The following is a 24,868-nucleotide window of genomic DNA, read 5'->3' on the forward strand; positions in this document are numbered from 1 at the left end:
AGCTGGCGGCAGAACCTTGACACGGCGATGTTAGGGTTGCGCGATGACGACCGACGGCGCCGCGCCCTACCCGAAGATCGAGCTGCACGTCCACCTCGAAGGCGCCGTCTCGCCGGAGCTGCTGCTGGCGGCCGCCAGACGCAACGGCTTCGCGCTCCCGGTCGGCACGCCGGAGGAGCTGCGCGCCTTCATGCGCTTTCGCGACTTCGACCACTTCATCGAGTCATGGTTCGCGACGACGCCGGCGCTGCAGACCGAGCAGGACTACCGCGAGCTGGTCCTCGACTACGCCCGCCGCGCGCAGCAGCGCGGCGCCGTCTACCTCGAGGCGATCTTCTCGCCGACCGACAAGCTGACCGCCGGGATCGACCTGGAGACCGTCTTCGAGGGCTTCTGCGCGGGCGTCCAGCAGGCGCGCGAGGAGCTGGGGATCGAGGTCCGGCTGACGCCCGACATCACGCGCGGCGTCGACCTCGACGTCGCCGAGCGGACCGCGCGCCTCGCCGTCGCCCACCGCGACCGCGGCGTCGTCGCGCTCGGCCTCGGCGGCGCGGAGGCGCAGTTCCCGCCCGAGCCGTACGCGCCGGCGTTCGCGATCGCGCGCGAGGGCGGGATCGGCTCAGTCCCGCACGCGGGCGAGACGGCCGGCCCGGCCTCGATCCGCGGCGCGCTGGAGACGCTGCACGCCGACCGCATCCGTCACGGCGTGCGCGCGGTCGAGGACCCCGGCCTCGTGCGCGAGCTGGCCGACCGCGGCATGGTGCTCGACGTCTGCGTGCTGTCGAACGTCTGCCTGTCGGTCACCGACAGCGTCGCGAACCATCCGCTGCCGCAGCTGCTGGCGGCCGGCGTGCCGGTCACCGTCAACACCGACGACCCGACCTTCTTCGACTGCGAGCTGGACGACGAGCACGCCGCCGCCCGCTCGCTCGGCGCCGACCCCAAAGGGCTGTTCGAGGCCGGCATCGCCGGCGCGCTGTGCGAGCCGGAGCTGAAGCAGCGGCTGCGCGACGTCGCCGCCGCGCACCGCTGGGGCTAGGCCGCGACCGCGACCGGCTCGCCGAGGTCGGCGAAGGCGCGCTCGGCGACGTCGGCGTCGACGCGGAACGACTCGCGACGGGCGTGCTCCTCGTCGATCAGCGTCTTTATCGCCGTGAACTCGCCGGTCGGCAGCTCGTGGACGGTCGCGAGCGGGCGCACGTCGGCGTCGGCTGCGGCGGCGGCCTCGGCCGCGGCCGGCATGACCGGCTCGCCGGAGCGGTAGCGGATCACGCAGAAGAGCGCGACTGCGGCGAAGCTGCCGGCGATCACGTTGCCGACGCCGAGCATCACGGCGCCGAGGCCGGCGAGGTTGACGTAGCCGGTCATGACGTTGACGAGGATGCCGATCAGCCAGCCGGTCGGCGATTGGCCGTTCGACGATCGGCTGCGCACCATCGTGCGGATGTGGGGCAGGGTCCCGGCGAAGCCGAGCACGATCGCGAAGGAGGAGGCGATGGAGATGAGGGTCATGGCGAGCAGGTGGGTGCGCGGGTGTTCAGGGCAGCACGAGAACCGCGGAGCGCGACCCCATGCGAAGGTGGTTCGGGCGGCCCATCTAGACGCCGGCGGTCGCAGCCGGAGTCAGGGACTTACGTGGACCTCGCGGAGCGTGAGCTCCGCGAGACGACCTGAGAGGGGGCGGGAGGAAGAACGTTTTGCGTTCCGCTCCCAGAACGCATTATCGGCACGATCGTTGCGCCTGCAAGGGTCCTGTGACCTCACTCACATTCACATTCTGTGAAGAGGGGATGTGCGCACGTTCACACGACGGGCGCGGCGTGTCGCTACGGCAGCGTGTACATCGGGTTCGGCAGCTTGAAGGTGCGCGTCGCGGCACCGCCGGAGAGGTCGCTCTGCTGGTCGCCGATCGACAGCACGACGCGGCGCCCGCCGCGCTGCAGCGCCTTGCGCGCGCTCGCCTTGAACGGCACGACCGAGTCCGCGTGGTCCGACGACGGCCGCAGCCTCAGCGTCCACGGCCCGCGCACGCCCGCGCTGGCGAGCTGGTCGCTCGTTAGCTGCTTCAGGCCGTCGGGCCGGCCGGTCACGAACGCGACCCGCACGCCCGCTCGCTGCGCCTGTCTGACGAGCGCGACGACCGGCTTGATCGCGCTGTGCGGGCCGGCGGCGACGCAGACGCTGCGCTGCAGGTTCGTGAAGCCGGCGCCCTTCATGCAGGCGTAGCTCGACAGGACCGTGTCGTCGATGTCGAAGACCGCGACCAGCCTGCCGGTGGCGCGTCTGGCGGCGGCCGGCCTTCTGATCCCGCGCGTCGCGGCGCGCACCTGCGCGGCGAGGAATCTCGACGCGCTCGACGCGACGGCGGCGCTGTCGCGCGCCCAGCCGCCGTCGTTCCAGTAGGTCTCGATCGCGGCGATCTGATCGGCCGTCGGGTCGGCGGCGGGAGCGGTCGCCGGCGGCGCGGCGGCCGGCGTGACGGCGGGCGCGGCGGCCAGCCCGAGGCTGAGCAGCGCGGCGGTGGCAAGCGTCCGTGCGGAAGTCGACATCGCTGACCATTATCGTTACGGGCGCAATGCCGCGAATCCCGATCAACATTGCCGACCACGTCGGCCGCACTCCGATGGTCCAACTGACCCGGATCGTGCCCGAGAACGCGCCCGGCGAGCTGTTCGGAAAGCTCGAGGCGTTCAACCCCGGCGGCAGCGTCAAGGACCGCATCGGCGTCGCGATGATCGAGGCCGCCGAGGCCGAGGGCCGGATCGAGCCGGGCCGCACGACGATCGTCGAGGCGACCAGCGGCAACACCGGCATCGCGCTCGCGTTCGTCTGCGCCGCCAAGGGCTACGACCTCGTGCTGACGCTCCCGCAGGGGATGAGCCGCGAGCGCGAGGGCCTGCTGAGACTGTACGGCGCCCGCTTCGAGATCACCGAGTCGCTCGGCGGCATGAACGAGGCGGTCGAGGCGGCGAGAGCGCTCGCCCGCAACGGCGACGTCTTCCTGCCCGACCAGTTCTCCAACCCCGCCAACCCCGAGGCCCACCGCCGCGCGACCGGCCCCGAGATCTGGGACGCGATGGACGGCCAGGTCGACGTGCTCGTCGCCGGCGTCGGCACCGGCGGGACGATCACCGGCACCGGCGAGTACCTCAAGCAGAGAAACCCGCGCCTCGAGGTGATCGCGGTCGAGCCGCGCACCTCCGCGGTGCTGTCGGGCCGCTACGCCGGGCCGCACAAGATCCAGGGGATCGGCGCCGGCTTCGTGCCGCCGGTCCTCAACCGCGAGCTGCTCGACGAGGTGATCACGGTCGACGACGAGGACGCGATCGGGACCGCGCGGCTGCTGGCGCGGCGCGAGGGCGTGCTCGCCGGCATCTCCTGCGGCGCCGCCGCGTGGGCCGCGATCGAGGTCGCGAAGCGGCCGGCGTCGAAGGGCAAGCGGATCGTCACGATCCTGCCCGACTCCGGCGAGCGCTACGTCTCGACGCCCTTCTTCGCCCCCTGACGCACCCCGCGCGGGGCTACGATCTGACGATGGTCGGTTTCCGCACCCTCCGCCGCGTCGGCGGGGAGATCCGCAGGGACGTCCGCGCTGCTCAGGAGCGCGATCCCGCCGCGCGCGACGTCGGCGCCGTCGAGATCCTGGCGATCTGGCCGGGCGTCCACGCCGTGCTCGCCTACCGCGTCGCGCACGCGCTGCAGCAGGCCGGCGTGCCGCTGCTGCCGCGGATCATCGCCGGCTTCTCGCGCGCCGTCACCGGGATCGAGATCCACCCGGCCGCGTGCATCGGCTCCAGCTTCTTCGTCGACCACGGGATGGGCGTCGTGATCGGCGAGACGGCGGTGATCGGCGACGACGTCACGCTCTACCAGGGCGTCACGCTCGGCGGCACCGGCTTCGCGACCGGCAAGCGCCATCCGACCGTCGAGGACAACGTCACGATCGGCTCCGGCGCCAAGCTGCTGGGCCCGATCACGATCGGCCACGGCTCGAAGATCGGCGCCAACACGGTCGTCATCCACGACGTGCCGCCGAACTCGACCGTCGTCGGCAACCCCGGCCACCCGGTCCGGATCGACGGCAAGCGGCCCGAGGGCCCCGACGCCGACTGGGTCCACCTGCCCGACCCGATCTCCGACGCGATCAAGGGCCTCGCCAGCCGCATCGGCGCGCTGGAGCGGGCGCTGGCCGAGGCGCGCCGCGAGAACGGCGAGATCGTCGCCGACGAGCCGGAGGCCGAGCTGCCGCCGGTGCGCCCGGCGCGCGGTCCGAACCCGGCCGGCGGCTAGTGCTTCGCATTGCGAGTTCCACGACGGCGCCGCGCACGGCGACGCCGTAGCGGGAACTCGCGGCTAGGACGCTGTTCGCTTGCGCGCCGCGACGCGCGCGAGCGCGGCCGGCGCGCTGCGGCGCAGCTGCGGCACGCGCCACATCGCCTCGCGGGCGATCTTGCCGGACATCTTGCTGCTGCCGATCTCGCGGTCTCTGAAGACGATCGGCACCTCGGTCACGCGGAAGCCGGCGAGCACCGCGCGGTAGGTGATCTCGATCTGGAAGACGTAGCCCTGCGAGCGCACGCTCTCCAGCTCGATCGCCTCCAGCACCTCGCGGCGGATGCACTTGAAGCCGCCGGTCAGGTCGCGCTGGGGGAGCCGCAGCACGAGCTGCGCGTAGAGGCAGCCGCCGCGGCTGATGAAGCGCCGCGTCAGCCCCCAGTTGCGGACGCCGCCGCCGGGCACGTAGCGCGAGCCGAGCACGACGTCGGCGCCTCTCGCCGCCTCCAGCAGGCGCGGCAGGTAGAGCGGGTCGTGCGAGAGGTCGGCGTCCATCTCGAACAGCAGCTGCGCGCCACGTTCGAGCGCGTGCGCGAAGCCGGCGAGGTAGGCCTTGCCGAGGCCGCCCTTGCCGCTGCGGTGCAGCACCTCGACGACGCCCAGCTCCTCGCCGAGCCGCTCGGCGATCGCGCCGGTGCCGTCCGGGGAGCCGTCGTCGACGACGAGGATGCGGTGATCGCCGGGCGCGGCGGTCGACAGCTGGCCGGCGACGGCGCGCAGCAGCTGCTCGATCGAACCGGCCTCGTTGTACGTCGGGACGATGATCCAGATCGCGGGCGACATGCGGCGGCGAAGGGTAATGGAGACAGCGACCATCCGCCCGATGAGCGATCATCAGGTGAGTCGCATGAACCTCGAGGAGCTGCTCAGAGTGATCCGCGGGCCGGCCAGGCCGACGCCGAGACAGCTGGCCCACCGTCGCCGCCGCGCGACGCTGCTGGCCGCGCTCGCGGCCTTCGCGTTCATCTTCGGCATCGTCGTCGGCGCCGGCAGCGGCAGCAGCTCCGAGGTCGCCGTCGACACCCAGAAGGTCGGCTGGTACGGCCATCTGAGAATGCTCGCGGGCGGCGGCAGAGGGTCGCTGTCGCTTGAGCAGCGCGCGGCCGAGAACGCGGCGATCAACAGAGCGCTGTCGGCGACGCCGTTCATCCGCATGGGCGGCAGAAACACGAGAGAGGTCGCGCTGACCTTCGACGACGGCCCCGGCCAGGACACCGAGGACCTGCTCGACGTGCTGGAGCAGGAGCACGTGCCGGCGACCTTCTTCATGCTCGGCAAGAACATCCCCGAGTTCCCCAACGCCGTGAAGCGGCTGATCGACGCCGGCGTCCCGCTCGACGACCACTCGATGGACCACCCGGCGATGGCGTCGCTCGGGGCCGACGAGCAGCGCGCCCAGATCGCTGGCGCGGCGTCGGTGATCGAGGACACCGGCGCGCCCTACCCGCGCCTCTTCCGCCCGCCGTACGGCTCCTACAACCAGACGACGCACGAGGTCCTCGGCAGACTGAGAATGCTGTCGGTGCTGTGGTCGGTCGACAGCCAGGACTACACGAAGCCGGGCGTCGACGCGATCGTCAACAACGTCGTCTCGGCGATCCACCCGGGCGCGATCGTGCTGATGCACGACGGCGGCGGCGACCGCACGCAGACGATCGCCGCGGTCAAGCGGATCATCCCCGAGCTGCGCAGACAGGGCTACAGATTCGTGACCGTGCCGCGGCTGCTGCTGGACGATCCGCCGGTCGCCGACGAGCAGGGCCTGCCGTCCGGCTTCAACCCCACCGGCGCCGGCTGAGCCACACGCCGGTCGAGGGGCTACCCTCGAACAGGTGTCCGTGCACGTCGGCGATCTCGACGCCCTTCTCTCAGGTCTCAACGAACCGCAGCGCGACGCCGTCGTCCACGGCGAAGGCCCGCTGCTGATCCTCGCCGGCGCCGGCTCCGGCAAGACGCGCGTGCTGACGCACCGGATCGCCTACCTCGTCGGCACCGGCCAGGCGCGCCCGGACGAGATCCTCGCGATCACCTTCACCAACAAGGCCGCGCAGGAGATGCGCGAGCGCGTCGAGCTGCTCGTCGGCCGCCGCACGCGCGCGATGTGGGTGATGACCTTCCACGCCGCCTGCGCGCGGATGCTGCGCGCCGACGCCCACCGGCTCGGCTACACGCGCCAGTTCACGATCTACGACCAGTCGGACGCGCGCCGGCTCGTCAAGCGCTGCATCGACGAGCTGGACATCGACCCCAAGCGCTTCACGCCGGGCGCGATCCACCACGAGATCTCCGACGCGAAGAACAAGCTGCGTGACGCGGAGGCCTACGCGAGACTGGTCGGCTCCTTCTTCGAGCAGACCGTCGCCGACGTCTACAAGCTCTACGAGGCCGAGCTGCATCGCATGAACGCGATGGACTTCGACGACCTGCTCGTCCGCGCGGTCAACCTGATGGAGCTGTTCCCGGAGGTGCGCGAGCGCTACCAGCGCGCCTTCCGCTGGGTGCTCGTCGACGAGTACCAGGACACCAACCACGTCCAGTACCGCTGGCTGCAGCTGATCGCGGGCGAGCACAGAAACCTCGCCGTCGTCGGCGACGACTCGCAGTCGATCTACGGCTTCCGCGGCGCCGACATCCGCAACATCCTCGACTTCGAGGACGACTATCCGGACGCGAAGGTCGTCAAGCTGGAGCAGAACTACCGCTCGACGCAGACGATCCTCGACGCCGCCAACGCCGTCATCCGCAACAACCGCGGGCAGCGCGAGAAGGAGCTGTGGACCGACCTCGGCGCCGGCGACCCGATCAAGGTGCGCGAGCTGGAGGACGAGCACGCCGAGGCGCGCTTCGTCGCCGGCGAGATCGAGCGGATCGTCGACGAGGGCGTCTCGCGCAACGAGATCGCCGTCTTCTACCGCACCAACTCGCAGTCGCGGGTGCTGGAGGACACGCTCGTGCGGGCGCAGATCGGCTACCAGGTGATCGGCGGCACGAAGTTCTACGAGCGCGCCGAGATCAAGGACGCGATCGCCTACCTGACGCTGCTCGTCAACCCGCAGGACGTCGTCGCCTTCACGCGGATCGCCAACTCGCCGCGGCGCGGGATCGGCCAGACCTCGCTCTCGCGCGTGATCTCGTGGGCCAACACGGCCGGCATCACGATCTGGGAGGCCGCGCTCGACCCGGACGCGATCCCCGCGCTCGGCACCGCCGCCAGAAAGGCCTTCCACCGCTTCATGGGCTCGATGCGGATCCTCAGAGAGCGGCTGGAGAGCGAGCCGCCGGTCGGCGAGCTGCTGAGAGAGGTGCTGGCCGAGTCCGGCTACCTCGACGCGCTGGAGGCCGAGAGGACGATCGAGGCGCAGGGGCGGATCGAGAACCTCGAGGAGCTCGTCAACGTCGCCGTCGAGTACGACCAGACGGTCGACCTGCGCGAGGAGCCGCCGTCGCTGGCCGGCTTCCTGCAGCAGATCGCGCTCGTCGCCGACGCCGACGGCCGCAGAGACGACGAGGGCCTCGTCACGCTGATGACGCTCCACAACGCGAAGGGCCTCGAGTACCCGATCGTCTTCCTGCTCGGGATGGAGGAGGGCGTCTTCCCGCATCAGCGCTCGATCGAGGAGGGCGGCCTGGAGGAGGAGCGGCGGCTCGCCTACGTCGGCATCACCCGCGCGATGCGCGACCTCTACCTGACCTACGCCCGCACCCGCGCCGTCTTCGGCTCGCGCTCCTTCGGCGCCCGCAGCCGCTTCGTCGACGAGGTGCCGATCGGCCTGACCGACCGCAACGAGCGGCCCGCGCTCGGCGTCGGCAACGTGCGTGCGCGGGCGACCTCGTGGGGCGCCCCGTCGCCGAACCTGTCGCCGCTGGGTTCGGGGCCGATCCCCGGCGGGGGTTGGAACAGCGGCGCCGGCGCGGGCGGCAGCGGCGGCTCCGACTACCGCCTCGGCGACGACGTCGTCCACGCGGCCTTCGGCGAGGGCGTCGTCGTCGGCGTCGAGGCCGGCGGGATCGTCGTGATCCGCTTCGCGAGAGACCACTCCGAGCGCAAGCTCGTTGCGGACCTCGCACCGATCGAAAAGCGGTAAATCGGCCGACCGGGCGCGGGTCGCGTCGGCGGCGGCGCGTTCGCGAGGACCGCACGGCCGTGCGCCGCGCGCGGCGCTAGCATCCGCCGCCTATGGCAGCCACTCTCATCGACGGCAGAGCGGTCGCGCGCAAGGTGCGCGACGAGGTCGCTGCCCAGGTCGCAGCGTTCACCGCCGAGACGGGCGTTACGCCCGGCCTCGCGACCGTGCTCGTCGGCGAGGACCCGGCCTCCGCGGTCTACGTCGCGAACAAGCGCAGAGCCTCAGTCGAGGCCGGCATCGCCGATCTCCACCGCCACCTGCCCGCCGACGTCTCGCAGGACGAGCTGGTCGCGCAGCTGCAGGAGCTGAACGCCGACCCGTCGGTCAGCGGCATCCTGCTGCAGCTGCCGGTCCCCAAGCAGCTCGACGAGAACCTGCTGATCGGGCTGATCTCGCCCGACAAGGACGTCGACGGCCTCACCGCCGTCAGCGCCGGCCGCCTCGTCCAGGGCGAGCCGGGCCTGCGTCCCTGCACGCCGTCGGGCGTGATCGAGCTGCTCGACCACCACGAGGTGCCGCTGGAGGGCGCCGAGGTCGTCGTCGTCGGCCGCTCGCTGCTGGTCGGCAAGCCGGTCGCGCAACTGCTGCTGGAGCGCAACGCGACCGTCACGATCTGCCATTCGCGCACCCGCGACCTGCCGGCCGTCTGCCGCCGCGCCGACGTGCTGATCGCCGCCGTCGGCGTGCCGAAGCTGGTCGGCGCCGACCACGTCAAGCCCGGCGCGACCGTGATCGACGTCGGCATCAACCGCACCGACGAGGGCCTCGTCGGCGACGTCGACTTCGACGCCGTCAAGGAGGTCGCCGGCCTGCTGACGCCGGTCCCCGGCGGCGTCGGGCCGATGACGATCGCCCTGCTGATGCGCAACACGCTGATCGCCGCGCGCCTGCAGCGCGGGGTGTAGGGTCGCCGCCATGTCGTTCGACGTCGACCGTCTGCGCACGCCCGAGTGGCTCGTCGGGGCCGGTGCGCTCGTGCTGTTCATATCGCTCTTCCTGCTCGACTGGTACTCGGTCTCGTTCAGGTTCAGCGATGCGATGAGCAGCGAGAGCTTCCACGCGAGCGTCGACGGCTGGCACGGACACACGATCCTGCGCTGGTTCGTGCTGATCGTCGTCGCCGGCGGCGTCGCGCTGTTCGTCGCGACGCTCGTCAGCGAGACGCCGGCGATCCCGTCGGCGATCGCGCCGCCGCTGACGGCCTTCGCGCTGCTGACGACCGTCCTGCTCGCCTACCGCGTGCTGCTCAACGAGCCCGGCCCGAACAAGCTGGTCGACGTCGACTTCGGCGCCTATCTCGGGCTGCTGGCGGCGATCGCGACGACCGCCGGCGCGTGGTGGTCGCTGCGCCGCGAGGGCGGCCCGCTGCCGGACGTGCCGGTGACCGTGCGCGAGCTGCACGAGCCGTCCGCGCCGGCCGCCTGAGCGCCGCGCGGGCCTCCGCGCCGGTCATCTAGACTCCGGCGCCGAATGATCGATCGAGCCCAGGTACTCCACGTCGCCCGGCTCGCCCGCCTCGAACTGACCGACGACGAGGTCGGGACGATGTCGCGCGAGCTGTCCGCAGTCCTCGACCACATCGAGAAGATCGGCGAGCTGCAGCTCGACGACGTGCCGGCCACGTCGCACGTGATCGACGTCGTCAACGCGCTGCGCCCCGACGAGCCGGTCCCGTCGCTGCCGCGCGAGCAGGCGCTCGCGAACGCCCCTGAGGTCGTCGACGACGGCTTCGGCGTGCCGAGCCCGGGAGCCGCGTGATGTCCGCCGACCTGATCGCCCTGTCCGCGCGCGACGCCGCCGAGCAGATCCGCCACGGCCGCATCTCGGCCGACGAGCTGTTCGCCGCCTACCGCGAGCGCGCCGCCGCCGACGCCGCCAAGGGCGAGGACGGCCTCAACGCCTACACCTGGGTCGCCGACGTGACCCCGTCCGCGCCCGCCGCGTCCGACGCGGCGCCGCTGGCCGGCGTGCCGCTCGCCGTCAAGGACCTCTTCTGCACCGAGGGCGTGCCGAGCCAGTCGGGCTCGAAGATCCTCGCCGGCTACCGCCCGCCGTACAACGCGACGGTCGTCGACAAGCTCGCGTCCGCCGGCACGACGCTGCTCGGCAAGACCAACCAGGACGAGTTCGCGATGGGCTCCTCCAACGAGAACTCGGCCTTCGGCGCCGTCCGCAACCCGTGGGACGCCAGCCGCGTCCCCGGCGGCTCCTCCGGCGGCAGCGCCGCGGCCGTCGCGGCTGGGCTCGCCCCGTGGGCGCTGGGCACCGACACCGGCGGCTCGATCCGTCAGCCGGCCGCGCTGTGCGGGATCGTCGGCCTCAAGCCGACCTACGGCTCGGTCTCCCGCTACGGGATGATCGCCTTCGCCTCCTCGCTGGACCAGGCCGGCCCGTTCGCGCGCGACGTGACCGACACCGCGCTGCTCTACCGCCACATGGTCGGCCGCGACGGCCGCGACTCGACCTCGCTCCAGCACCCGGACGAGATCGCGCTGCCGAAGGGCGTCGACCTCAAGGGCATCCGCCTCGGCGTGCCGGAGGAGCTGATCGGCGAGGGCGTCGAGTCGGGCGTGCGCGAGGCCTTCAACCAGACGCTGGCGCTCGCCGAGCAGCTCGGCGCGACGGTCGAGACGACCCACCTGCCGCACGCGCCGCACGCGCTCTCGGCCTACTACCTGATCGCGCCGGCCGAGGCCTCCTCGAACCTCGCGCGCTTCGACGGCGTTCGCTACGGGCTGCGCGCCGACGCCGACGACCTGCTGTCCATGTACACGCGTACACGGGCCGAGGGCTTCGGCCCTGAGGTCAAGCGCCGCATCATGCTCGGCACCTACGCGCTGTCGAGCGGCTACTACGACGCCTACTACGGCCGCGCGCAGAAGGTCCGCACGAAGATCGCGGAGGACTTCAGAAGCGCGTTCGACAGCTTCGACTTCATCGTCACGCCGTCGGCGCCGACGGTCGCCTTCAAGCTCGGCGAGAAGACGGCCGACCCGCTGGAGATGTACCTGCAGGACTTCTGCACGATCCCGATGTCGCTGGCCGGGATCCCCGCGATCTCGATCCCCAACGGCCTCAGCGACGGCCTGCCGGTCGGCTTCCAGATCGCCGGCCCGGCGTTCAGCGAGAACCGCCTGCTCGACGCGGCGTACGTGCTGGAGCAGGCACTCGGCTTCGACGGATCGAAGGTGCGCGCATGAGCGACGGCAGCGGCTACGAGCCCGTCATCGGGCTGGAGATCCACGTCCAGCTGAAGACGAACACGAAGATGTTCTGCGGCTGCGAGCTGTCGTTCGGCGACCCGCCGAACGTGCACACCTGCCCGGTCTGCCTCGGCCTGCCGGGCGCGCTCCCGGTCGTCAACGCGAGAGCGATCCACTACGCGCTGATGGTCGGCATGGCGCTCGGCTGCGAGCTGGCGCCGCGCTCGATCTTCCACCGCAAGAACTACTTCTATCCCGACCTGCCGAAGGGCTACCAGATCTCCCAGTACGACATCCCGATCTGCTCGGGCGGTCGTCTCGGGGACGTGCGGATCCACCGCGCGCACCTGGAGGAGGACGCGGCGAAGCTCGTCCACGTCGGCGCCTCGGGCCGCATCCACGGCGCCGACGCCTCGGTCGTCGACTACAACCGCGGCGGCACGCCGCTGGTCGAGATCGTCACCGAGCCGGACGTCAGATCGGCGGCGCAGGCGCGCGAGTGGCTGACGCTGCTGCGCGAGACGCTGCGCCAGCTCGGCGTCTCCGACGTGAACATGGAGGAGGGCTCGCTGCGCTGCGACGCCAACGTCTCCATCCGCCCGGTCGGCAGCGACGTGCTCGGCACCAAGACCGAGCTGAAGAACATGAATTCCTTCCGCTACCTGGAGCGCGGCGTCGAAGCCGAGATCGCGCGCCAGATCGCGCTCGTGCAGAGCGGCGAGGAAGTCGTGCAGGAGACGCTCCACTACGACCCCGTATCCGGCTCGATCTCGTCGCTGCGCTCGAAGGAGGAGGCGCACGACTACCGCTACTTCCCCGAGCCCGACCTCGTCCCGGTCGTTCTGACCGAGACGATGATCGAGGGCGCGAGAGCGGAGCTGCCGGAGCTGCCGGCGGCGCGCGCGGAGCGCTACGAGTCGGCGCTCGGCCTCAGCGCCGACAGCGCCCGCCTGCTCGCCTTCCGGCCGGAGCTGGGGGCGTACTTCGAGGCCGCGCTGGCCGTCGACGGGGAGTCGCCGCAGGTGCTGGCGAACTGGATCTCCGGCGAGCTGGTCGCGCGCATCGGCGACGAGGACCCGGCCGCCTCCAAGGTCACGCCGGCCGCGATCGCGCAGCTGGTCGCGCTCGTGCGCGGCAGAGCGGTCACGCAGGGCGCGGCCAAGACGGTGCTCGACAGACTCGTGGCAGACGGCGGCGAGCCGCAGGCGATCGTCGACGCCGAGGGCCTCGGCGCGATCGGCGGCGGCGACGAGCTGACCGAGGTCGTCAAGCGCGCGCTGGAGTCCGACCCGGCCGCCGTCGAGAAGCTGAAGGGCGGCAACATGAAGGCGATCGGCCCGATCGTCGGCTTCGTGATGCGCGAGACGAAGGGCCGCGCCGACGGCGGCGAGGTCACCCGCCTCGTGCGCGAGCAGCTCGGGCTCTGACGGACCGCGACCGCTCGCGGCGCAAACAGGCCAGGTAGCACCACCGTCGCGAGCGGTAGCATTGGAGCATGTCCACTCAAGGCAGTGAGAAGAGCGGTCCGTCGCTCGTGCAGAAGGCGATCGCGGCGCTGGTCCTGATCGTCGTCGTCCTGTTCGCGGCGAAGGTCATCTTCAGCTTTCTCGCGGGCATCCTCTGGCTCGTCATCGCCGTCGTCGTGATCGGAGCGCTGCTGTGGGCGCTCAACACGTTGTTGTAGACCCGAGCCGCTGATGGCGTTCCTCGTCATCCTCCTCTGCTTCGGGCTCGCGGGTGGGGTCGTCGGCCGGATCAAGGGCAGCTCGTTCTTCATCTGGTTCCTGGTCTCGTTTTGCATCCCGTTCATAGGGCTCGCGTGCGCGCTGCTCTACCGCTGGGACAACGACGAGCTGCGGCGCGAATGCCCCGGCTGCGGCAAGGTCGTCAAGCTGCACGACGCGATCTGCACCAGCTGCGGCACCGAGCTGGACTTCCCGGAGACGGCGATCGCCTCCGAGGCGCAGGTCCACGCCGCGCGCGCCGAGCGCGCGGCTGCCGCCCGCGCGCACGCCGAACAGCGTTAGGGGCTGCCAGGCGACGGTGCGCGTCCGGCTCGACGCCCGCGCCCGCCGCGCGCTCGCGCGGAGCGGCCGGCTGAAGGTGACGCTGCGGGCGACGCCGCGCGGCGGCGGCGAGGCCGTGGCGCGGACGCTGACGTTGCGGGGGCGCGCTACGATCAGATGATCCCGCGCGCGCCCATTCGACCGGGCGCGCGTTCCAGTTTCCGAGCCCCTTGAGAGGAGGCGAGCGCAGATGCGTGCAGTCGACGCCCTGATGGAGTGTTTGAAAGCGGAGGGTGTCGAGGTCGTATTCGGCCTGCCCGGCGGCGCGAACCTCCCGACCTACGACGCCTTCTACGACGCGGGGATACGCCACATCCTCGTCCGTCACGAGGCCGGCGGCGGCCACGCCGCCGAGGGCTATGCGAAGGCGACCGGCAAGGTCGGCGTCGCCTTCGGCACCAGCGGCCCCGGCGCGACCAACCTGATCACGCCGATCGCCGACGCGATGATGGACTCGGTCCCGGTCGTCTTCATCACCGGCCAGGTCCGCACCGAGCTGATCGGCACCGACGGCTTCCAGGAGGCGGACATGCTCGGCATGACGCTTCCGATCGTGAAGCACTCGTTCATGATCCAGCACCCGCTGGAGATCCCGCGCGCGATCCACGAGGCGTTCCACATCGCCCGCACCGGCCGTCCCGGCCCTGTGCTGGTCGACATCCCGCAGGACCTTAGCCGCGCCGACATCCCGTACGAGCCGGTCAGAGACGTGCGCCTGCCGGGCTACCAGCCCAACGTCGAGGGCAACCAGAAGCAGATCCGCCTCGCCGCGAAGGCGCTCGCGAACGCGCGCCGGCCGGTCCTCTACGTCGGCGGCGGCGTCGTCGCCGCGGGCGCGTCGGAGGAGCTGCGCGCGCTCGCGCTGACCGACCGCTTCCCCGTCACCAGCACGCTGATGGCGCTCGGCGCCTTCCCGGCGCCGCACCACCAGTGGCTCGGGATGCTCGGCATGCACGGCACGCGCGCCGCCAACTACGCGATGGACGAGGCCGACCTGATCGTCGCGATCGGCGCCCGCTTCGACGACCGCATCACCGGCAAGCTGTCGGAGTTCGCCCCGCGCGCGAAGTTCATCCACATCGACATCGATCCGGCCGAGATCTCCAAGAACGTGCCGGCGCACATCCCGATCGTCGGCGACGCGAAGAACGTGCTCGCGAAGCTGACGACCGAGTACGCCACGCTGACGCCCGACGGCGGGCGCCTGGAGGAGTGGTGGGCGCGGATCGACGGCTGGCGCAGAACGTACCCGCTCGGCTACGAGGACTCGGCCGACACCGAGATCGCGCCGCAGTTCGCCGTCCAGGCGGTCTGGCAGGCGACCGGGGGCGAGGCGATCGTCACCTCCGACGTCGGCCAGCACCAGATGTGGTCGGCGCAGTACTACGACTTCCCGGAGCCGCGCCGCTGGATCAACTCCGGCGGCCTCGGCACGATGGGCTTCGGCGTCCCGGCCGCGATGGGCGCCGCCGTCGGCGTCCCGGACCGCACGGTCGTCGCGATCTGCGGCGACGGCTCGGTGCAGATGAACGCCCAGGAGCTGGCGACCTGCGCGCAGAACAGAATCCCGATCAAGGTGATCATCCTCAACAACGGCTTCCTCGGCATGGTGCGCCAGTGGCAGGAGCTGTTCTGGGACAACCGCTACTCGCAGGTCGACCTCGGGCAGTACCCCGACTTCGTCAAGCTGGCGGAGGCGTACGGCGCCACCGGCATCCGCCTGACGGACAAGACGACGCTGGTCGAGGACCTCAGAGCGGCGATCGCGACCGACGGCCCCGTGGTCGTCGACGTGCGCGTCACGAGAGAGGCGAACGTGTACCCGATGATCGCGCCCGGCCAGGCTGCGCGCGACATGGTCGGCTAGGTGAGTGTCATGGGTGAACCCGGAACGCAGGAACTGATCAGCCTCGACGAGCTGGAGGCCGCGGGCGGTCTGATGACCGGCCGCAAGCACATCCTCTCGATCCTGGTCGAGAACAAGCCGGGCGTGCTGACGCGCGTCGCCGGCCTGTTCGCGCGCCGCGCCTTCAACATCGACACGCTCGCCGTCGGCCCGACCGACGACCCGACCGTCTCGCGCATCACGTTGACGCTCGACGGCGCGGTCCATCCGATCGACCAGGTCACCAAGCAGCTGCACAAGCTCGTCAACGTGCTGAAGATCCGCGACCTCGAGCCGGGCGAGACGCTCGCGCGCGAGCTGGCGCTCTTCAAGCTGTCGGCCGACGGCGCCGCGCGCGCCGAGGTGCTGCAGATCTGCGAGATCTTCCGCGCGAAGATCGTCGACGTCGCGAAGCGCTCGGTGGTCGTCGAGATCACCGGCACGACCGACAAGATCGAGGCGTTCGAGCGGCTCGTGCGCCCGTTCGGGCTGATCGAGATGGCCCGCACCGGCGAGATCGCGATCTCCCGCGGCCGCAGCGAGACCTGATCCGCGACGAGAACGGGTAGCCCCGCTTCATGAGGTCCAGCATGCGTGTCCGGCCGGCCAGCCCCCAGTGGCTCGACCGACCGGCACGCGAGCTGCTGGCGCAGCGCCTGCAGGAGGCGGTCCGGCGCGCCCGCGCCGGTGCCGGCACCCGCGGTGGCGCATCCGCCACGGGGGAGGCGCTGGCGGCGGTGACGGTCGGTGTCGCGCGCGGGATCGACCCGACCGCGGTCGTCGTCGCCTCGCGCGACGCCGACGAGCCGTGGTACGCGCTCGAGCAGCCCGACCGCGATGGCACCGCGCTCGCGACGCTCGGCTGCGTGCGCGCGCTGGAGGCGTCCGGGCCAGACCGCTTCGAGACGGTCGCGAGCGCCTGGAGGATGCTCGCCGCGGACGCGGTCAGCGACCCGCCCGAAGGGCCCGCCGGGGCCGGTCTCGTCGCCGTCGGCGGCTTCGCCTTCGCGCCCGGGGGCGGCACCTCGCCGGTCTGGTCGGGTTTCGCGCCGGCCTCGCTGCACGTGCCGCGGATCGCGTTCGCGCGGCGCGGGCGAGACGTGCGGCTGACGGTCGCCGCGCTCTGCACGCCGGACGACGATCCCGACCAGCTGCTGGCGGCGATCGAGGCGCGCCTGGAACGGCTCGTCGCCGCGCCGGCGCTGCCGCTGCTGGACCCGGCGCCGGCCGGCAGATACCGCGTCGTCAGCGCGATGCCGCCGGAGCACTACGAGGGCGCCGTCGCGCGCGCGACCGAGCGGATCAGGGCCGGCGAGCTGGAGAAGGTCGTGCTCGCGCGCGAGGTGCAGGTGCACGCGCCGGTCGCGCACGACGCGGGCGCCGTCTTCGGCGCGCTGCGCGAGGGCTTCCCCGGCTGCTACGTCTACGCCGTCGGCCGCGGCGAGGCGACCTTCCTCGGCGCCACGCCGGAGCTGCTGGTGCGGCGTGAGGGCGAGCGCGCCTCGACCGTCGCGCTCGCCGGCTCGACCCGCCGCAGTGCCGACCCGGCCGTCGACGACCATCTCGGCGAGGCGCTGCTGCGCTCCGACAAGGACCGCGGCGAGCAGGCGATCGTCACGCGCCGGATCGCCCGCGCGCTGCGCCCGCACTCGGTCTGGGTGACGGCCGCGCCGGAGCCGGTCGTCGTCCGCGTCGCCAACATCCAGCACCTCGCGACGCCGATCCGCGCGCAGCTGTCGAAGCCGCTGGCGGCCGTCAGACTGGTCGACCTGCTGCACCCGACGCCGGCCGTCGGCGGCGAGCCGTTCGCGACCGCGGAGCGGCTGATCCCGCAGCTGGAGGGCTTCGACCGCGGCTGGTACGCCGGCCCCGTCGGCTGGATCGACACCGGCGGCGACGGCGAGTTCTGCGTCGCGCTGCGCTGCGCGCTGCTACGCGGCCCGATCGCGCACCTGTACGCGGGCGTCGGCGTCGTGCGCGACTCCGACCCGGCCAGCGAGCTGGCCGAGACGGAGATCAAGCTGCAGGCGCTGCTGCCGGTGCTCGCGGGCTAGCGTCGCCCGCGCGCCGCGTCAGCGCCCGAACGCTCTGTTGGCGTCGTCGCGCTGTCTGTCGTAGTCCGGCGAGCGCGGCGGCGTCCACGGCTTGCTCGGCTGCTCGGGCGCTCCGCCCGACGGCGCCTCCGGGGCGGCGGGCGGCGGGGCCGGGGCGGTGGGCGGCTGCGGCTCCTGCTGCGCGGGCGGTTGCGGCCACTGCGGGGCGGGCGGCTGCGGCGCGGCCGGCGGCGGGCTCCACTGCGGCGGCGACGGCTGCTGCGGCCACTCGCCCGGGGCCGGCAGCGGCTGACCCTGCTGGTCGGGCTGGTGCGGCGCGCTCCAGCCGTCCTCCGGCACCCGCGGAGCGACGACGACGCCCTCCTTGAAGACGAACGTCGAGGCGATGCGGTCGTGGAGCGTCTGACGCCGGTCGGTGAACAGTCCGACGGGATAGTCGACCAGCCAGTAGAGCCCACCGGATATGGCGTTGATCAGCGTCGTGCCGAGCACGTCCCGCTGCGCCGCGCGCCAGAACGTGACCGGAACGCCTTCGCGCGTCACGACCCGCACCCCGAGCGCCTGCTTGCCGAGCGTCTGCCCGTTGTAGCGGCCCTTGCGGGACATCAGCGTCGGGTAGTAGAGCAGCACCATCACGATCCAGACGAGGATGAACAGCCACCCGAGCAGCGTGTCGTTGTCGTCGCTCTCGAAGTCGGTGCCGGTCGCCAGGACGATCACCACCGCGATCACGATGGCGACGATCCCCAGCAGCAACGAGTCGATCAGGTAGGCGGCAAAGCGCCGCCCGCGGCTCGCCAGGCGCGGATCGATGTGGGACACCATCTGGTTGCTGCCGGTGTCGGTTGGATAGGGCTGGTACCCGCTCATTGAGCGGAGAGTACAGCGGTGTTCAGTCGCGTTGGGGAAGCGCGGCCTTGCGCCACAACCCGACGACCTCGCGCACGCTCGCGACGCGATACGAGATGCGGTTGTCGAGCGGCCTCAGCTCGAGCTCGAAACGGCCGCTCTCGCGCTGCTGCAGCGAGATCACGACCGCGTGGAAGCGGCGGCCCTTCTTGTCGACCTCGACCACGTCGCCCGGGGCGATGCCCTTCGAGCTGAGCCGCTGCGGCCCTCTCGCCGCGGGCGCGGGGGTTGGCGGGTCGTCGAATTGGAGAAAGCTGATCTGGGCGTCTGACACGGCGCATGAACGGTAGCCAGCGCTCCGGCGGCGCGCGGGCCTGTGATACACATTAGGCACCCCTAACACACAGGACCGGTGCGGCAGGCCCCGCTGCAACGTTCTCCCCCAAAGCGCGCCGTGACCGCGGTCAGAGTCGGTCGGGCGCGTGGCCTTCCGTGCCGGCAATGACATGGTCTTTGCCGCACTTCCAACCGTCCATTTCGTCATCGGCCTCCGCGAGGGCGTCGAGGCCGCGCTGATCGTCGGGATCATCGCCACCTTCCTGCGCCAGCAGGGCCGCTCCGACGCGCTGCGCTGGATGTGGGCCGGCGTCGCGCTCGCCGTCGCGCTCTGCCTCGGCGTCGCCGTGATCCTCGAGCTGATCGACGAGAACCTGCCGCAGCGCCAGCAGGAGGCGTTCGAGGCGATCGTCGGCGTGATCGCCGTCGCGATGGTCACCTTCATGATCGTCTTCATGCGCCGGCACGCGCGCGAGCTCGGCGGCGAGCTGCGCAGCAACGCCGGCGCCGCGCTCGCCGCCGGCTCCGCCTGGGGCCTCGTCGGGATGGCCTTCCTCGCCGTCATGCGCGAGGGGCTGGAGACCGCGATGTTCATGCTCGCCGCCTTCCAGGCCTCGATAGGCGTCAGCCCGGTCGTCGCGGGCCTCGGCGCCGTCTGCGGCGTGCTCGTCGCCTGCCTGATCGGCTGGCTGATCTACCGCAGCGGCATGAAGGTCAACCTGTCGCGCTTCTTCCGCATCACCGCCGTGCTGCTCGTGATCATCGCCGCCGGCCTCGTCTCGTCCGCGATCCACCACGCCAACGAGGCCGCCCTGCTGACCGCCGGCAGCGACCAGGCGCTCGACCTGTCGGCGATCGTCGTGCCGCGCTCGGACTCGATCACGACCGGCCTGATCACCGGGCTGCTCGGCGTCTACCCCTTCCCGTCGTACGCGGAGCTGATCGGCTGGCTGCTGTACGCCGTGCCGATGCTCACCTACGTGCTGTGGCCGTCCCCCTCTCGAACCGCGATCAGGAGCACAGATGAACCCGAACGAGATGCTGTCGCGAAGCCTGCTGGCAGCCGGCGCCGCCGCGCTGCTGGCCTCCGGCCTCGCCGCCTGTGGGAGCGCGGATGACGGCGGCAGCGCGACGAGCGCCTCGAAGGGGCCCGCGAAGGAGCTGAAGCTGCAGCTGACCGACGACGGCTGCACGCCCGCGAACGCGACCGTGCCGGCCGGCAACGTCAAGGTCGTGGTCGAGAACCCGGGCACGGCCAAGTCCGACGAGGTCGAGCTGAAGAACGGCGAGGGGATCATCATGGGCGAGCGCGAGAACATCGCGCCCGGCCTCGCGACCGACTTCACGCTGACGCTGCAGCCGGGCAGATACGTGCTCAACTGCACCTTCCAGAACGAGCAGCGCGACAACGGCGCGATCACGGTGACGGGCACCGCGGCCACCGCGTCGGACGTGAGCGAGCAGGATCTCGACAGAGCGGTCGTCGCGTACAAGGCGTACGTCGCGGGCGAGACCGAGACGCTGCTGAGACAGACGCGCGCGTTCGTCGCCGCCGTCAAGGCCGGCGACGTCGCGAAGGCGAAGGCGCTGTTCGGCCCGACCCGCCTCCACTACGAGACGGTCGAGCCGATCGCCGAGTCGTTCGGCAACCTCGACCCGGAGATCGACGCGCGCGTCAACGACGTCGCCGACCGCTCCAGATGGACCGGCTTCCACAAGCTCGAGCAGCTGCTGTGGCAGCAGAACACGACCGCGGGCGCTGACAGATACGCCGACAAGCTGCTGGCCGACGTGACCAGGCTGCACGACGCGATCCCGGGCCTGAGACTGCAGGCGGCGCAGGTCGCCAACGGCGCGGTCGGCCTGCTCGACGAGGTCTCCAGCTCGAAGATCACCGGCGAGGAGGACCGCTACTCGCACACCGACCTGTCCGACTTCCAGGGCAACTTCAGCGGCGCGCGCGAGGCTTTCGAGGTGCTCAAGCCGGCCCTGATCGCGCGCGGCGACAGATCGCTGGTCGACGAGATCGAGCAGCGGATGGCGGCCGTCCAGGAGGGCCTCGACAAGTACAGACGCGACACGCCGCTCGGCTTCGCGCCCTACTCGGAGCTGACCGCGAGAGACCGCCGCCAGTTCGCCCAGCAGATCGCCGCGCTGGCCGAGCCGCTGTCGCTGGTGGCCGGCAGAGTGCTGCCGAACCAGAGCTGAGGATGGCTGACGCCCGCCCGTCTGGGGTCACGCGCCGCCGGCTGCTGCTCGGCGGCGGCGGCGCGGCGGCCGGGCTGGCCGCCGCGGCCGCGGCCGGCTATGCGGTCGGCGATGCGCAGGCCGATTCAGGCGCGGGCGGCGGGGACGCGATCGTCCCGTTCGACGGCGTCCACCAGGCCGGCGTCGCGACGCCGGCGCAGCAGCGGCTCGTCTTCGGCTCGTTCGACCTCGTCGACGACGACGCGGTCGCGCTGCGCGAGCTGCTGCGCACGTGGACCGACGCCGCCCGCCTGATGGTCGCGGGCAAGCCGACCGGCACCGTCGCCGGTCAGCCGGAGGTGCCGCCGCAGGACACCGGCGAGGCGCTCGGGCTGGGGCCGTCGTCGCTGACGATCACGATCGGCGTCGGCCCGTCGCTGTTCGCGCGCGGCGGGGAGGATCGCCTCGGCCTGCGCGCCAAGCAACCGGCGAGACTGACGCCGCTCGGCCCGCTGCCGGGCGACCAGCTCGACCCGGCCCGCAGCGGCGGGGACCTCTGCGTGCAGGCCTGCGCCGACGATCCGCAGGTCGCCTTCCACGCCGTCCGCAACCTGCTGCGGGCGGGCCGCGGGACGGTCGAGCTGCGCTGGCTCCAGCTCGGCTTCGGCTCCAACACGGCGACGACGAGCGGGCAGCAGACGCCGCGCAACCTGATGGGGTTCAAGGACGGCACGAACAACCTCAAGGTCGACGATCCCGCCGCGCTGGCGCGGCACGTGTGGGTCGGCGACGAGGAGCCGCAGGCGTGGTTCCGCGGCGGGACCTACGTCGTCGCGCGGCGGATCCGGATGCTGATCGAGAGCTGGGACCGCGACCGCCTGTCCGACCAGGAGGCGGTGATCGGGCGCGAGAAGATCAGCGGCGCGCCGCTGGGCGCGTCACGCGAGCACGACAGGGTCGACCTGGCGGCGAGAGCCGCCGACGGCCAGCCGCTGATCCCGCTCGACGCCCACATCCGCCTCGCCGCGCCGTCGACCAACGGCGGCCACGCGCTGCTGCGGCGCGGCTACGCATACACCGACGGCATCGACCCGCGCACCGGCCTGCTCGACGCGGGCCTCTTCTTCATCGCCTTCCAGCGCGATCCGCAGCTGCAGTTCGCCGCGATCCAGCGGAAGCTGGGGGCGCAGGACGCGCTGACCGAGTACGTCCAGCACACCGGCAGCGGCCTGTTCGCGGTGCTGCCGGGGGCACGCGCGGGCGGGTTCGTCGGTGAGGGCCTGTTCGGCTGAATTTGCCACTTCGGCAAACACCCTTGCCAGTCGAGCTGGCGGTGGGCATGGTGAAGGCATGATCACCCACACCGACGATCCGCCCGAGCAGTTCTGGGAGCAGTTCTACGCCGACGGCGCCCGCTGGAGCGGGAAGCCGAACAGATCTCTCGTGGACGAGGTCGCGGCGCTCGCGCCCGGCAGCGCGCTCGACCTCGGCTGCGGCTACGGCGGCGACGCGATCTGGCTGGCGCAGCAGGGCTGGCGCGTGACCGCCGTCGACATCTCCGCCAACGCGCTCGAGCAGGCGGTCGCGCATGCCGAGGAGGCCGGCGTCGCCGACGCGGTCGACTTCCAGCGCCGCAACCTCGCCGAGTCGTTCCCGCCCGGCCGCTTCGACCTCGTCACGGCCAGCTTCCTGCACTCGCCGGCCGAGCTGCCGCGCGAGCAGATCGTGCGCGACGCCGCGGCCGCCGTCGCGCCCGGCGGGCGGCTGCTGATCGTCGGGCACGCGCCGTCGGAGTCGCACAGACACGCCGATCTGCCGACGCTCGACCAGGTGCTCGGTGCGCTGGCGCTGCCCGCGGACGAGTGGGAGACGATCGCGGCCGAGCTGCGCGAGCTGCGGCACACCTTCAGAGGCGAGACCGAGGCCCACACCCGCGTCGACGTCGTCGTGCACGTGCGGCGGCGCTGAGGCTCGCCCGCCGCGCCGGCCCGCGACGCCGCGCCGGCGTCTCGCCGGACTCGCTGCCCGCTAGCCCAACGCGGAGCTGACGGCCTGCCAGATGCGGCGGTGCAGGCGGACGTTCTCGTCGCGCTCGCTGCGGGCCTCGACGATCGTCACGCCGGCGCCCGGCCGCGTCGCCTCGGCGAGCGCGGCGCGCAGCTCGCCCGCGGTCGCGACCGGCACGTGACGCGCGCCGTACAGCTGCGCGCCGACGGCGAAGTCGAGGCCGTGCGGCGTCGCGACGTGGTGCTCGAAGGCGTCCGCCTGCGAAGAGACAGGCAGGAAGTGGAAAATCCCACCTCCGTCGTTGTTGATCAGCACGATCGTCAGGTCGAGGCCGAGTCGCTTCGCGCTCAGCAGCGCCGACAGGTCGTACGCGAGCGCGACGTCGCCGATCAGCAGCACGACCGGCCCGCTGCTCGCATCGGCCGAGGTGCCCGGCCCATCGCTCGCGCCCGCCGCCGCGGCGCCGAGGGCCGAGGCGACGGTGCCGTCGATCCCGTTCGCGCCGCGGTTGGCGAGGATCCGCGCGGCGCCGCCAGCGTCGGCCGGGGCCGGCGCGAACGTCTCGACGTCGCGGATCGGCATCGAGGCGGCGACGAACAGCGTCGCCTCCGCCGGCAGCCCCGCCGCCACCTCGCGCGCGACGAGCGGCTCGTTCAGCGGCGCGTCCCCGCCCGCAGCGATCGTCGCTCCGATCGCCTCGGCGGCGCGCGCGTCGGCATCGCGCCAACGGGCGAGCCATCCATCCTCTGAGGAGGAAGACGAGGCGAGCGCGGTGAGCGTCGCGACGGGGTCGCCGGCGACGCGTTCGCTGACGACGCCGTCGGGGTCGTGCCAGGTCGCCTCGGGGTCGAGCGCGAGCTGGGGGACCGTGGGGTCGAGGCCGGCGAGCCAGGCGCGCAGCGGCTTCGAGGTCGGCACGTCGCCGAGGCGGATCACCAGCTCCGGCGCCTCCAGCCCGGTGGCGAACGCCTCGTCGCGCAGCAGCGCGTCGTAGTGGGCGATCGCGCTCGCGCCGGCGCGAGCGCCCGAGAGCGGGTCGGCGAGCAGGACCCAGCCGGCCCGCTCCGCCACCTGCGCCACCTCAACGCCGACCCCCGCCCGCTCCGCCCGTCCGGCGACGACGACCGTCCGCGCCGCCGCCGCGAACACTGTGAGATCGGGGCCCTCAGAGGGCTCCGATCTCACAGCGTTCGGCATCCACGCCACCCACGGCCGCCCGTGGGGGCGGCCGGGAAGAGGGTCGGGCGGGAGGGGGGCGTCGAGCACCAGCGGCTCGCGCAGAGGGAAGTTCAGGTGGACGACGCCCGCGCGGCCGGAGGACGCCGTCGCGACCGCGCGGCAGGCGAGCGTGCGGATCCAGCGCAGCCGCGCGACGGTCGCCTCGCCCACCACGCCGACCTCGACGAACTGCTTCGCCGCGCCGCCGAACAGCTTCACCTGGTCGATCGTCTGGCCGGCGCCGACGTCGCGCAGCTCGGGCGGGCGGTCGGTCGTGAGGACGATCAGCGGCACGCGCGCCTCGGCCGCCTCGATCACCGCCGGCGCCAGCTCGGCCGCCGCGGTGCCCGAGGTGACGGTGATCGCGACCGGCCGCTGCGACTGCTTCGCCAGGCCGACCGCGAAGAACCCGGCCACGCGCTCGTCTATGTGCGACCACGTGCGCAGCCCCGGCTCGCGCGCCAGCGACAGCACCATCGGCGTCGAGCGCGAGCCCGGGGAGGTGCAGGCGTCGGTGACGCCGCAGCGGGCCAGCTCGTCGCAGAAGGCCCGCAGCAGCAGGTAGGTGTCGGTCGCGGTTGCGGTCATGTAGACATCCTGG

General features: G+C 72.2%; 25 protein-coding genes. 19 read left to right on the forward strand and 6 right to left on the reverse strand.

Annotated elements, in window-relative coordinates; all coding sequences use genetic code 11:
* Positions 1-43 precede the first annotated feature (43 nt).
* Complete coding sequence (gene add / locus Q7L73_RS13190; RefSeq protein ID WP_304690068.1) at positions 44-1,039, forward strand: adenosine deaminase; 996 nt, start codon at positions 44-46, stop codon at positions 1,037-1,039.
* On the opposite strand, the gene Q7L73_RS13195 is transcribed toward add, so the two are convergent.
* Together Q7L73_RS13195 and Q7L73_RS13200 are read right to left on the reverse strand one after the other, a co-directional pair.
* Positions 1,036-1,512, reverse strand: coding sequence for a hypothetical protein (locus tag Q7L73_RS13195; protein WP_304690069.1), 477 nt, complete (start codon positions 1,510-1,512; stop codon positions 1,036-1,038). The genes add and Q7L73_RS13195 overlap by 4 nt on opposite strands.
* A 314-nt stretch (positions 1,513-1,826) precedes the next feature.
* Complete coding sequence (locus tag Q7L73_RS13200) at positions 1,827-2,549, reverse strand: HAD family acid phosphatase (RefSeq protein ID WP_304690071.1); 723 nt, start codon at positions 2,547-2,549, stop codon at positions 1,827-1,829.
* A gap of 26 nt (positions 2,550-2,575) precedes the next feature.
* On the opposite strand from Q7L73_RS13200, the gene cysK reads away from it, so the two are divergent.
* Entirely contained in the window at positions 2,576-3,505 is a 930-nt protein-coding gene (gene cysK / locus Q7L73_RS13205; RefSeq protein WP_304690072.1) for a cysteine synthase A, read from the forward strand.
* A gap of 29 nt (positions 3,506-3,534) precedes the next feature.
* Positions 3,535-4,290, forward strand: coding sequence for a serine O-acetyltransferase EpsC (gene epsC / locus Q7L73_RS13210; protein ID WP_304690075.1), 756 nt, complete (start codon positions 3,535-3,537; stop codon positions 4,288-4,290).
* A 63-nt stretch (positions 4,291-4,353) separates the two neighbouring features.
* Here the strand turns inward: epsC and Q7L73_RS13215 are convergent, their stop codons facing one another.
* Positions 4,354-5,118 carry a polyprenol monophosphomannose synthase gene (locus Q7L73_RS13215; RefSeq protein ID WP_304690078.1) on the reverse strand — a complete coding sequence of 255 codons (765 nt, stop codon included), beginning with the start codon at positions 5,116-5,118 and terminating at the stop codon, positions 4,354-4,356.
* A 40-nt stretch (positions 5,119-5,158) separates the two neighbouring features.
* On the opposite strand from Q7L73_RS13215, the gene Q7L73_RS13220 reads away from it, so the two are divergent.
* From Q7L73_RS13220 to Q7L73_RS13275, 12 genes are all read left to right on the forward strand, one after another.
* On the forward strand, positions 5,159-6,133 hold the full coding sequence (locus Q7L73_RS13220) for a polysaccharide deacetylase family protein (protein WP_304690079.1): 975 nt from the start codon (positions 5,159-5,161) through the stop codon (positions 6,131-6,133).
* A gap of 34 nt (positions 6,134-6,167) precedes the next feature.
* Positions 6,168-8,420 carry an ATP-dependent helicase gene (locus Q7L73_RS13225; RefSeq protein ID WP_304690091.1) on the forward strand — a complete coding sequence of 751 codons (2,253 nt, stop codon included), beginning with the start codon at positions 6,168-6,170 and terminating at the stop codon, positions 8,418-8,420.
* 92 nt (positions 8,421-8,512) lie between these two features.
* Positions 8,513-9,367 carry a bifunctional methylenetetrahydrofolate dehydrogenase/methenyltetrahydrofolate cyclohydrolase FolD gene (gene folD, locus Q7L73_RS13230; RefSeq protein ID WP_304690094.1) on the forward strand — a complete coding sequence of 285 codons (855 nt, stop codon included), beginning with the start codon at positions 8,513-8,515 and terminating at the stop codon, positions 9,365-9,367.
* A gap of 10 nt (positions 9,368-9,377) precedes the next feature.
* Positions 9,378-9,887 (forward strand): hypothetical protein, encoded by a 510-nt coding sequence (locus Q7L73_RS13235; protein ID WP_304690098.1) that lies wholly within the window; start codon positions 9,378-9,380, stop codon positions 9,885-9,887.
* A 45-nt stretch (positions 9,888-9,932) separates the two neighbouring features.
* The gene (gatC, locus tag Q7L73_RS13240; protein ID WP_304690101.1) at positions 9,933-10,220 is read left to right on the forward strand and encodes an Asp-tRNA(Asn)/Glu-tRNA(Gln) amidotransferase subunit GatC; all 288 of its coding nucleotides are present in this window, start codon (positions 9,933-9,935) and stop codon (positions 10,218-10,220) included.
* Entirely contained in the window at positions 10,220-11,662 is a 1,443-nt protein-coding gene (gene gatA / locus Q7L73_RS13245; RefSeq protein WP_304690104.1) for an Asp-tRNA(Asn)/Glu-tRNA(Gln) amidotransferase subunit GatA, read from the forward strand. The genes gatC and gatA overlap by 1 nt, the downstream gene beginning before the upstream one ends.
* Positions 11,659-13,092 carry an Asp-tRNA(Asn)/Glu-tRNA(Gln) amidotransferase subunit GatB gene (gene gatB, locus Q7L73_RS13250; protein WP_304690106.1) on the forward strand — a complete coding sequence of 478 codons (1,434 nt, stop codon included), beginning with the start codon at positions 11,659-11,661 and terminating at the stop codon, positions 13,090-13,092. Before gatA ends, gatB begins: the two co-directional genes overlap by 4 nt.
* Positions 13,093-13,160: 68 nt before the next feature.
* Positions 13,161-13,349 carry a hypothetical protein gene (locus Q7L73_RS13255; RefSeq protein WP_304690111.1) on the forward strand — a complete coding sequence of 63 codons (189 nt, stop codon included), beginning with the start codon at positions 13,161-13,163 and terminating at the stop codon, positions 13,347-13,349.
* Between the two features lie 13 nt (positions 13,350-13,362).
* Positions 13,363-13,692 carry a hypothetical protein gene (locus Q7L73_RS13260; protein WP_304690116.1) on the forward strand — a complete coding sequence of 110 codons (330 nt, stop codon included), beginning with the start codon at positions 13,363-13,365 and terminating at the stop codon, positions 13,690-13,692.
* Positions 13,693-13,921: 229 nt separating this feature from the next.
* Entirely contained in the window at positions 13,922-15,598 is a 1,677-nt protein-coding gene (ilvB, locus tag Q7L73_RS13265; protein WP_304690129.1) for a biosynthetic-type acetolactate synthase large subunit, read from the forward strand.
* 9 nt (positions 15,599-15,607) lie between these two features.
* On the forward strand, positions 15,608-16,165 hold the full coding sequence (ilvN, locus tag Q7L73_RS13270; RefSeq protein ID WP_304690143.1) for an acetolactate synthase small subunit: 558 nt from the start codon (positions 15,608-15,610) through the stop codon (positions 16,163-16,165).
* Between the two features lie 41 nt (positions 16,166-16,206).
* On the forward strand, positions 16,207-17,670 hold the full coding sequence (locus Q7L73_RS13275; protein ID WP_304690145.1) for an isochorismate synthase MenF: 1,464 nt from the start codon (positions 16,207-16,209) through the stop codon (positions 17,668-17,670).
* Positions 17,671-17,688: 18 nt separating this feature from the next.
* On the opposite strand, the gene Q7L73_RS13280 is transcribed toward Q7L73_RS13275, so the two are convergent.
* Positions 17,689-18,540: an RDD family protein gene (locus Q7L73_RS13280; protein ID WP_304690148.1), complete on the reverse strand. Its 852-nt coding sequence runs from the start codon at positions 18,538-18,540 to the stop codon at positions 17,689-17,691.
* A 22-nt stretch (positions 18,541-18,562) separates the two neighbouring features.
* Entirely contained in the window at positions 18,563-18,853 is a 291-nt protein-coding gene (locus tag Q7L73_RS13285; RefSeq protein WP_304690150.1) for a hypothetical protein, read from the reverse strand.
* Between the two features lie 172 nt (positions 18,854-19,025).
* Here Q7L73_RS13285 and efeU point away from each other — a divergent pair, with 172 nt between their 5' ends.
* The 4 genes from efeU to Q7L73_RS13305 are packed head-to-tail and all read left to right on the forward strand — an operon-like array spanning position 19,026 to position 23,010.
* Complete coding sequence (gene efeU, locus Q7L73_RS13290) at positions 19,026-19,973, forward strand: iron uptake transporter permease EfeU (RefSeq protein WP_304690152.1); 948 nt, start codon at positions 19,026-19,028, stop codon at positions 19,971-19,973.
* The gene (gene efeO, locus Q7L73_RS13295) at positions 19,879-21,063 is read left to right on the forward strand and encodes an iron uptake system protein EfeO (protein ID WP_304690156.1); all 1,185 of its coding nucleotides are present in this window, start codon (positions 19,879-19,881) and stop codon (positions 21,061-21,063) included. The genes efeU and efeO overlap by 95 nt, the downstream gene beginning before the upstream one ends.
* Positions 21,064-21,065: 2 nt before the next feature.
* Positions 21,066-22,334: an iron uptake transporter deferrochelatase/peroxidase subunit gene (gene efeB / locus Q7L73_RS13300; protein WP_304690159.1), complete on the forward strand. Its 1,269-nt coding sequence runs from the start codon at positions 21,066-21,068 to the stop codon at positions 22,332-22,334.
* 58 nt (positions 22,335-22,392) lie between these two features.
* Positions 22,393-23,010: a cyclopropane-fatty-acyl-phospholipid synthase family protein gene (locus Q7L73_RS13305; RefSeq protein ID WP_304690161.1), complete on the forward strand. Its 618-nt coding sequence runs from the start codon at positions 22,393-22,395 to the stop codon at positions 23,008-23,010.
* Between the two features lie 60 nt (positions 23,011-23,070).
* Here the strand turns inward: Q7L73_RS13305 and menD are convergent, their stop codons facing one another.
* Positions 23,071-24,855, reverse strand: a complete 1,785-nt coding sequence (gene menD / locus Q7L73_RS13310) for a 2-succinyl-5-enolpyruvyl-6-hydroxy-3-cyclohexene-1-carboxylic-acid synthase (protein ID WP_304690166.1) — start codon at positions 24,853-24,855, stop codon at positions 23,071-23,073.
* Positions 24,856-24,868: the final 13 nt, after the last annotated feature.

The sequence above is a fragment of the Conexibacter sp. CPCC 205762 genome, from assembly GCF_030646155.1.
Taxonomy (GTDB): domain Bacteria; phylum Actinomycetota; class Thermoleophilia; order Solirubrobacterales; family Solirubrobacteraceae; genus Conexibacter.

Excerpts from the sequence above, each read along its gene's own strand:
- ilvN (WP_304690143.1), top strand. The coding sequence starts at position 15,608 with ATGGGTGAACCCGGAACGCAGGAACTGATCAGCCTCGACGAGCTGGAG.
- Q7L73_RS13195 (WP_304690069.1), bottom strand. The coding sequence starts at position 1,512 with ATGACCCTCATCTCCATCGCCTCCTCCTTCGCGATCGTGCTCGGCTTC.
- Q7L73_RS13280 (WP_304690148.1), bottom strand. The coding sequence starts at position 18,540 with ATGAGCGGGTACCAGCCCTATCCAACCGACACCGGCAGCAACCAGATG.
- gatC (WP_304690101.1), top strand. The coding sequence starts at position 9,933 with ATGATCGATCGAGCCCAGGTACTCCACGTCGCCCGGCTCGCCCGCCTC.
- Q7L73_RS13275 (WP_304690145.1), top strand. The coding sequence starts at position 16,207 with ATGCGTGTCCGGCCGGCCAGCCCCCAGTGGCTCGACCGACCGGCACGC.
- Q7L73_RS13215 (WP_304690078.1), bottom strand. The coding sequence starts at position 5,118 with ATGTCGCCCGCGATCTGGATCATCGTCCCGACGTACAACGAGGCCGGT.
- folD (WP_304690094.1), top strand. The coding sequence starts at position 8,513 with ATGGCAGCCACTCTCATCGACGGCAGAGCGGTCGCGCGCAAGGTGCGC.
- gatB (WP_304690106.1), top strand. The coding sequence starts at position 11,659 with ATGAGCGACGGCAGCGGCTACGAGCCCGTCATCGGGCTGGAGATCCAC.
- Q7L73_RS13200 (WP_304690071.1), bottom strand. The coding sequence starts at position 2,549 with ATGTCGACTTCCGCACGGACGCTTGCCACCGCCGCGCTGCTCAGCCTC.
- menD (WP_304690166.1), bottom strand. The coding sequence starts at position 24,855 with ATGACCGCAACCGCGACCGACACCTACCTGCTGCTGCGGGCCTTCTGC.
- epsC (WP_304690075.1), top strand. The coding sequence starts at position 3,535 with ATGGTCGGTTTCCGCACCCTCCGCCGCGTCGGCGGGGAGATCCGCAGG.
- efeU (WP_304690152.1), top strand. The coding sequence starts at position 19,026 with ATGGTCTTTGCCGCACTTCCAACCGTCCATTTCGTCATCGGCCTCCGC.
- add (WP_304690068.1), top strand. The coding sequence starts at position 44 with ATGACGACCGACGGCGCCGCGCCCTACCCGAAGATCGAGCTGCACGTC.
- ilvB (WP_304690129.1), top strand. The coding sequence starts at position 13,922 with ATGCGTGCAGTCGACGCCCTGATGGAGTGTTTGAAAGCGGAGGGTGTC.
- gatA (WP_304690104.1), top strand. The coding sequence starts at position 10,220 with ATGTCCGCCGACCTGATCGCCCTGTCCGCGCGCGACGCCGCCGAGCAG.
- Q7L73_RS13305 (WP_304690161.1), top strand. The coding sequence starts at position 22,393 with ATGATCACCCACACCGACGATCCGCCCGAGCAGTTCTGGGAGCAGTTC.
- cysK (WP_304690072.1), top strand. The coding sequence starts at position 2,576 with ATGCCGCGAATCCCGATCAACATTGCCGACCACGTCGGCCGCACTCCG.
- Q7L73_RS13260 (WP_304690116.1), top strand. The coding sequence starts at position 13,363 with ATGGCGTTCCTCGTCATCCTCCTCTGCTTCGGGCTCGCGGGTGGGGTC.
- Q7L73_RS13255 (WP_304690111.1), top strand. The coding sequence starts at position 13,161 with ATGTCCACTCAAGGCAGTGAGAAGAGCGGTCCGTCGCTCGTGCAGAAG.
- Q7L73_RS13235 (WP_304690098.1), top strand. The coding sequence starts at position 9,378 with ATGTCGTTCGACGTCGACCGTCTGCGCACGCCCGAGTGGCTCGTCGGG.
- Q7L73_RS13220 (WP_304690079.1), top strand. The coding sequence starts at position 5,159 with ATGAGCGATCATCAGGTGAGTCGCATGAACCTCGAGGAGCTGCTCAGA.
- efeB (WP_304690159.1), top strand. The coding sequence starts at position 21,066 with ATGGCTGACGCCCGCCCGTCTGGGGTCACGCGCCGCCGGCTGCTGCTC.
- efeO (WP_304690156.1), top strand. The coding sequence starts at position 19,879 with ATGAACCCGAACGAGATGCTGTCGCGAAGCCTGCTGGCAGCCGGCGCC.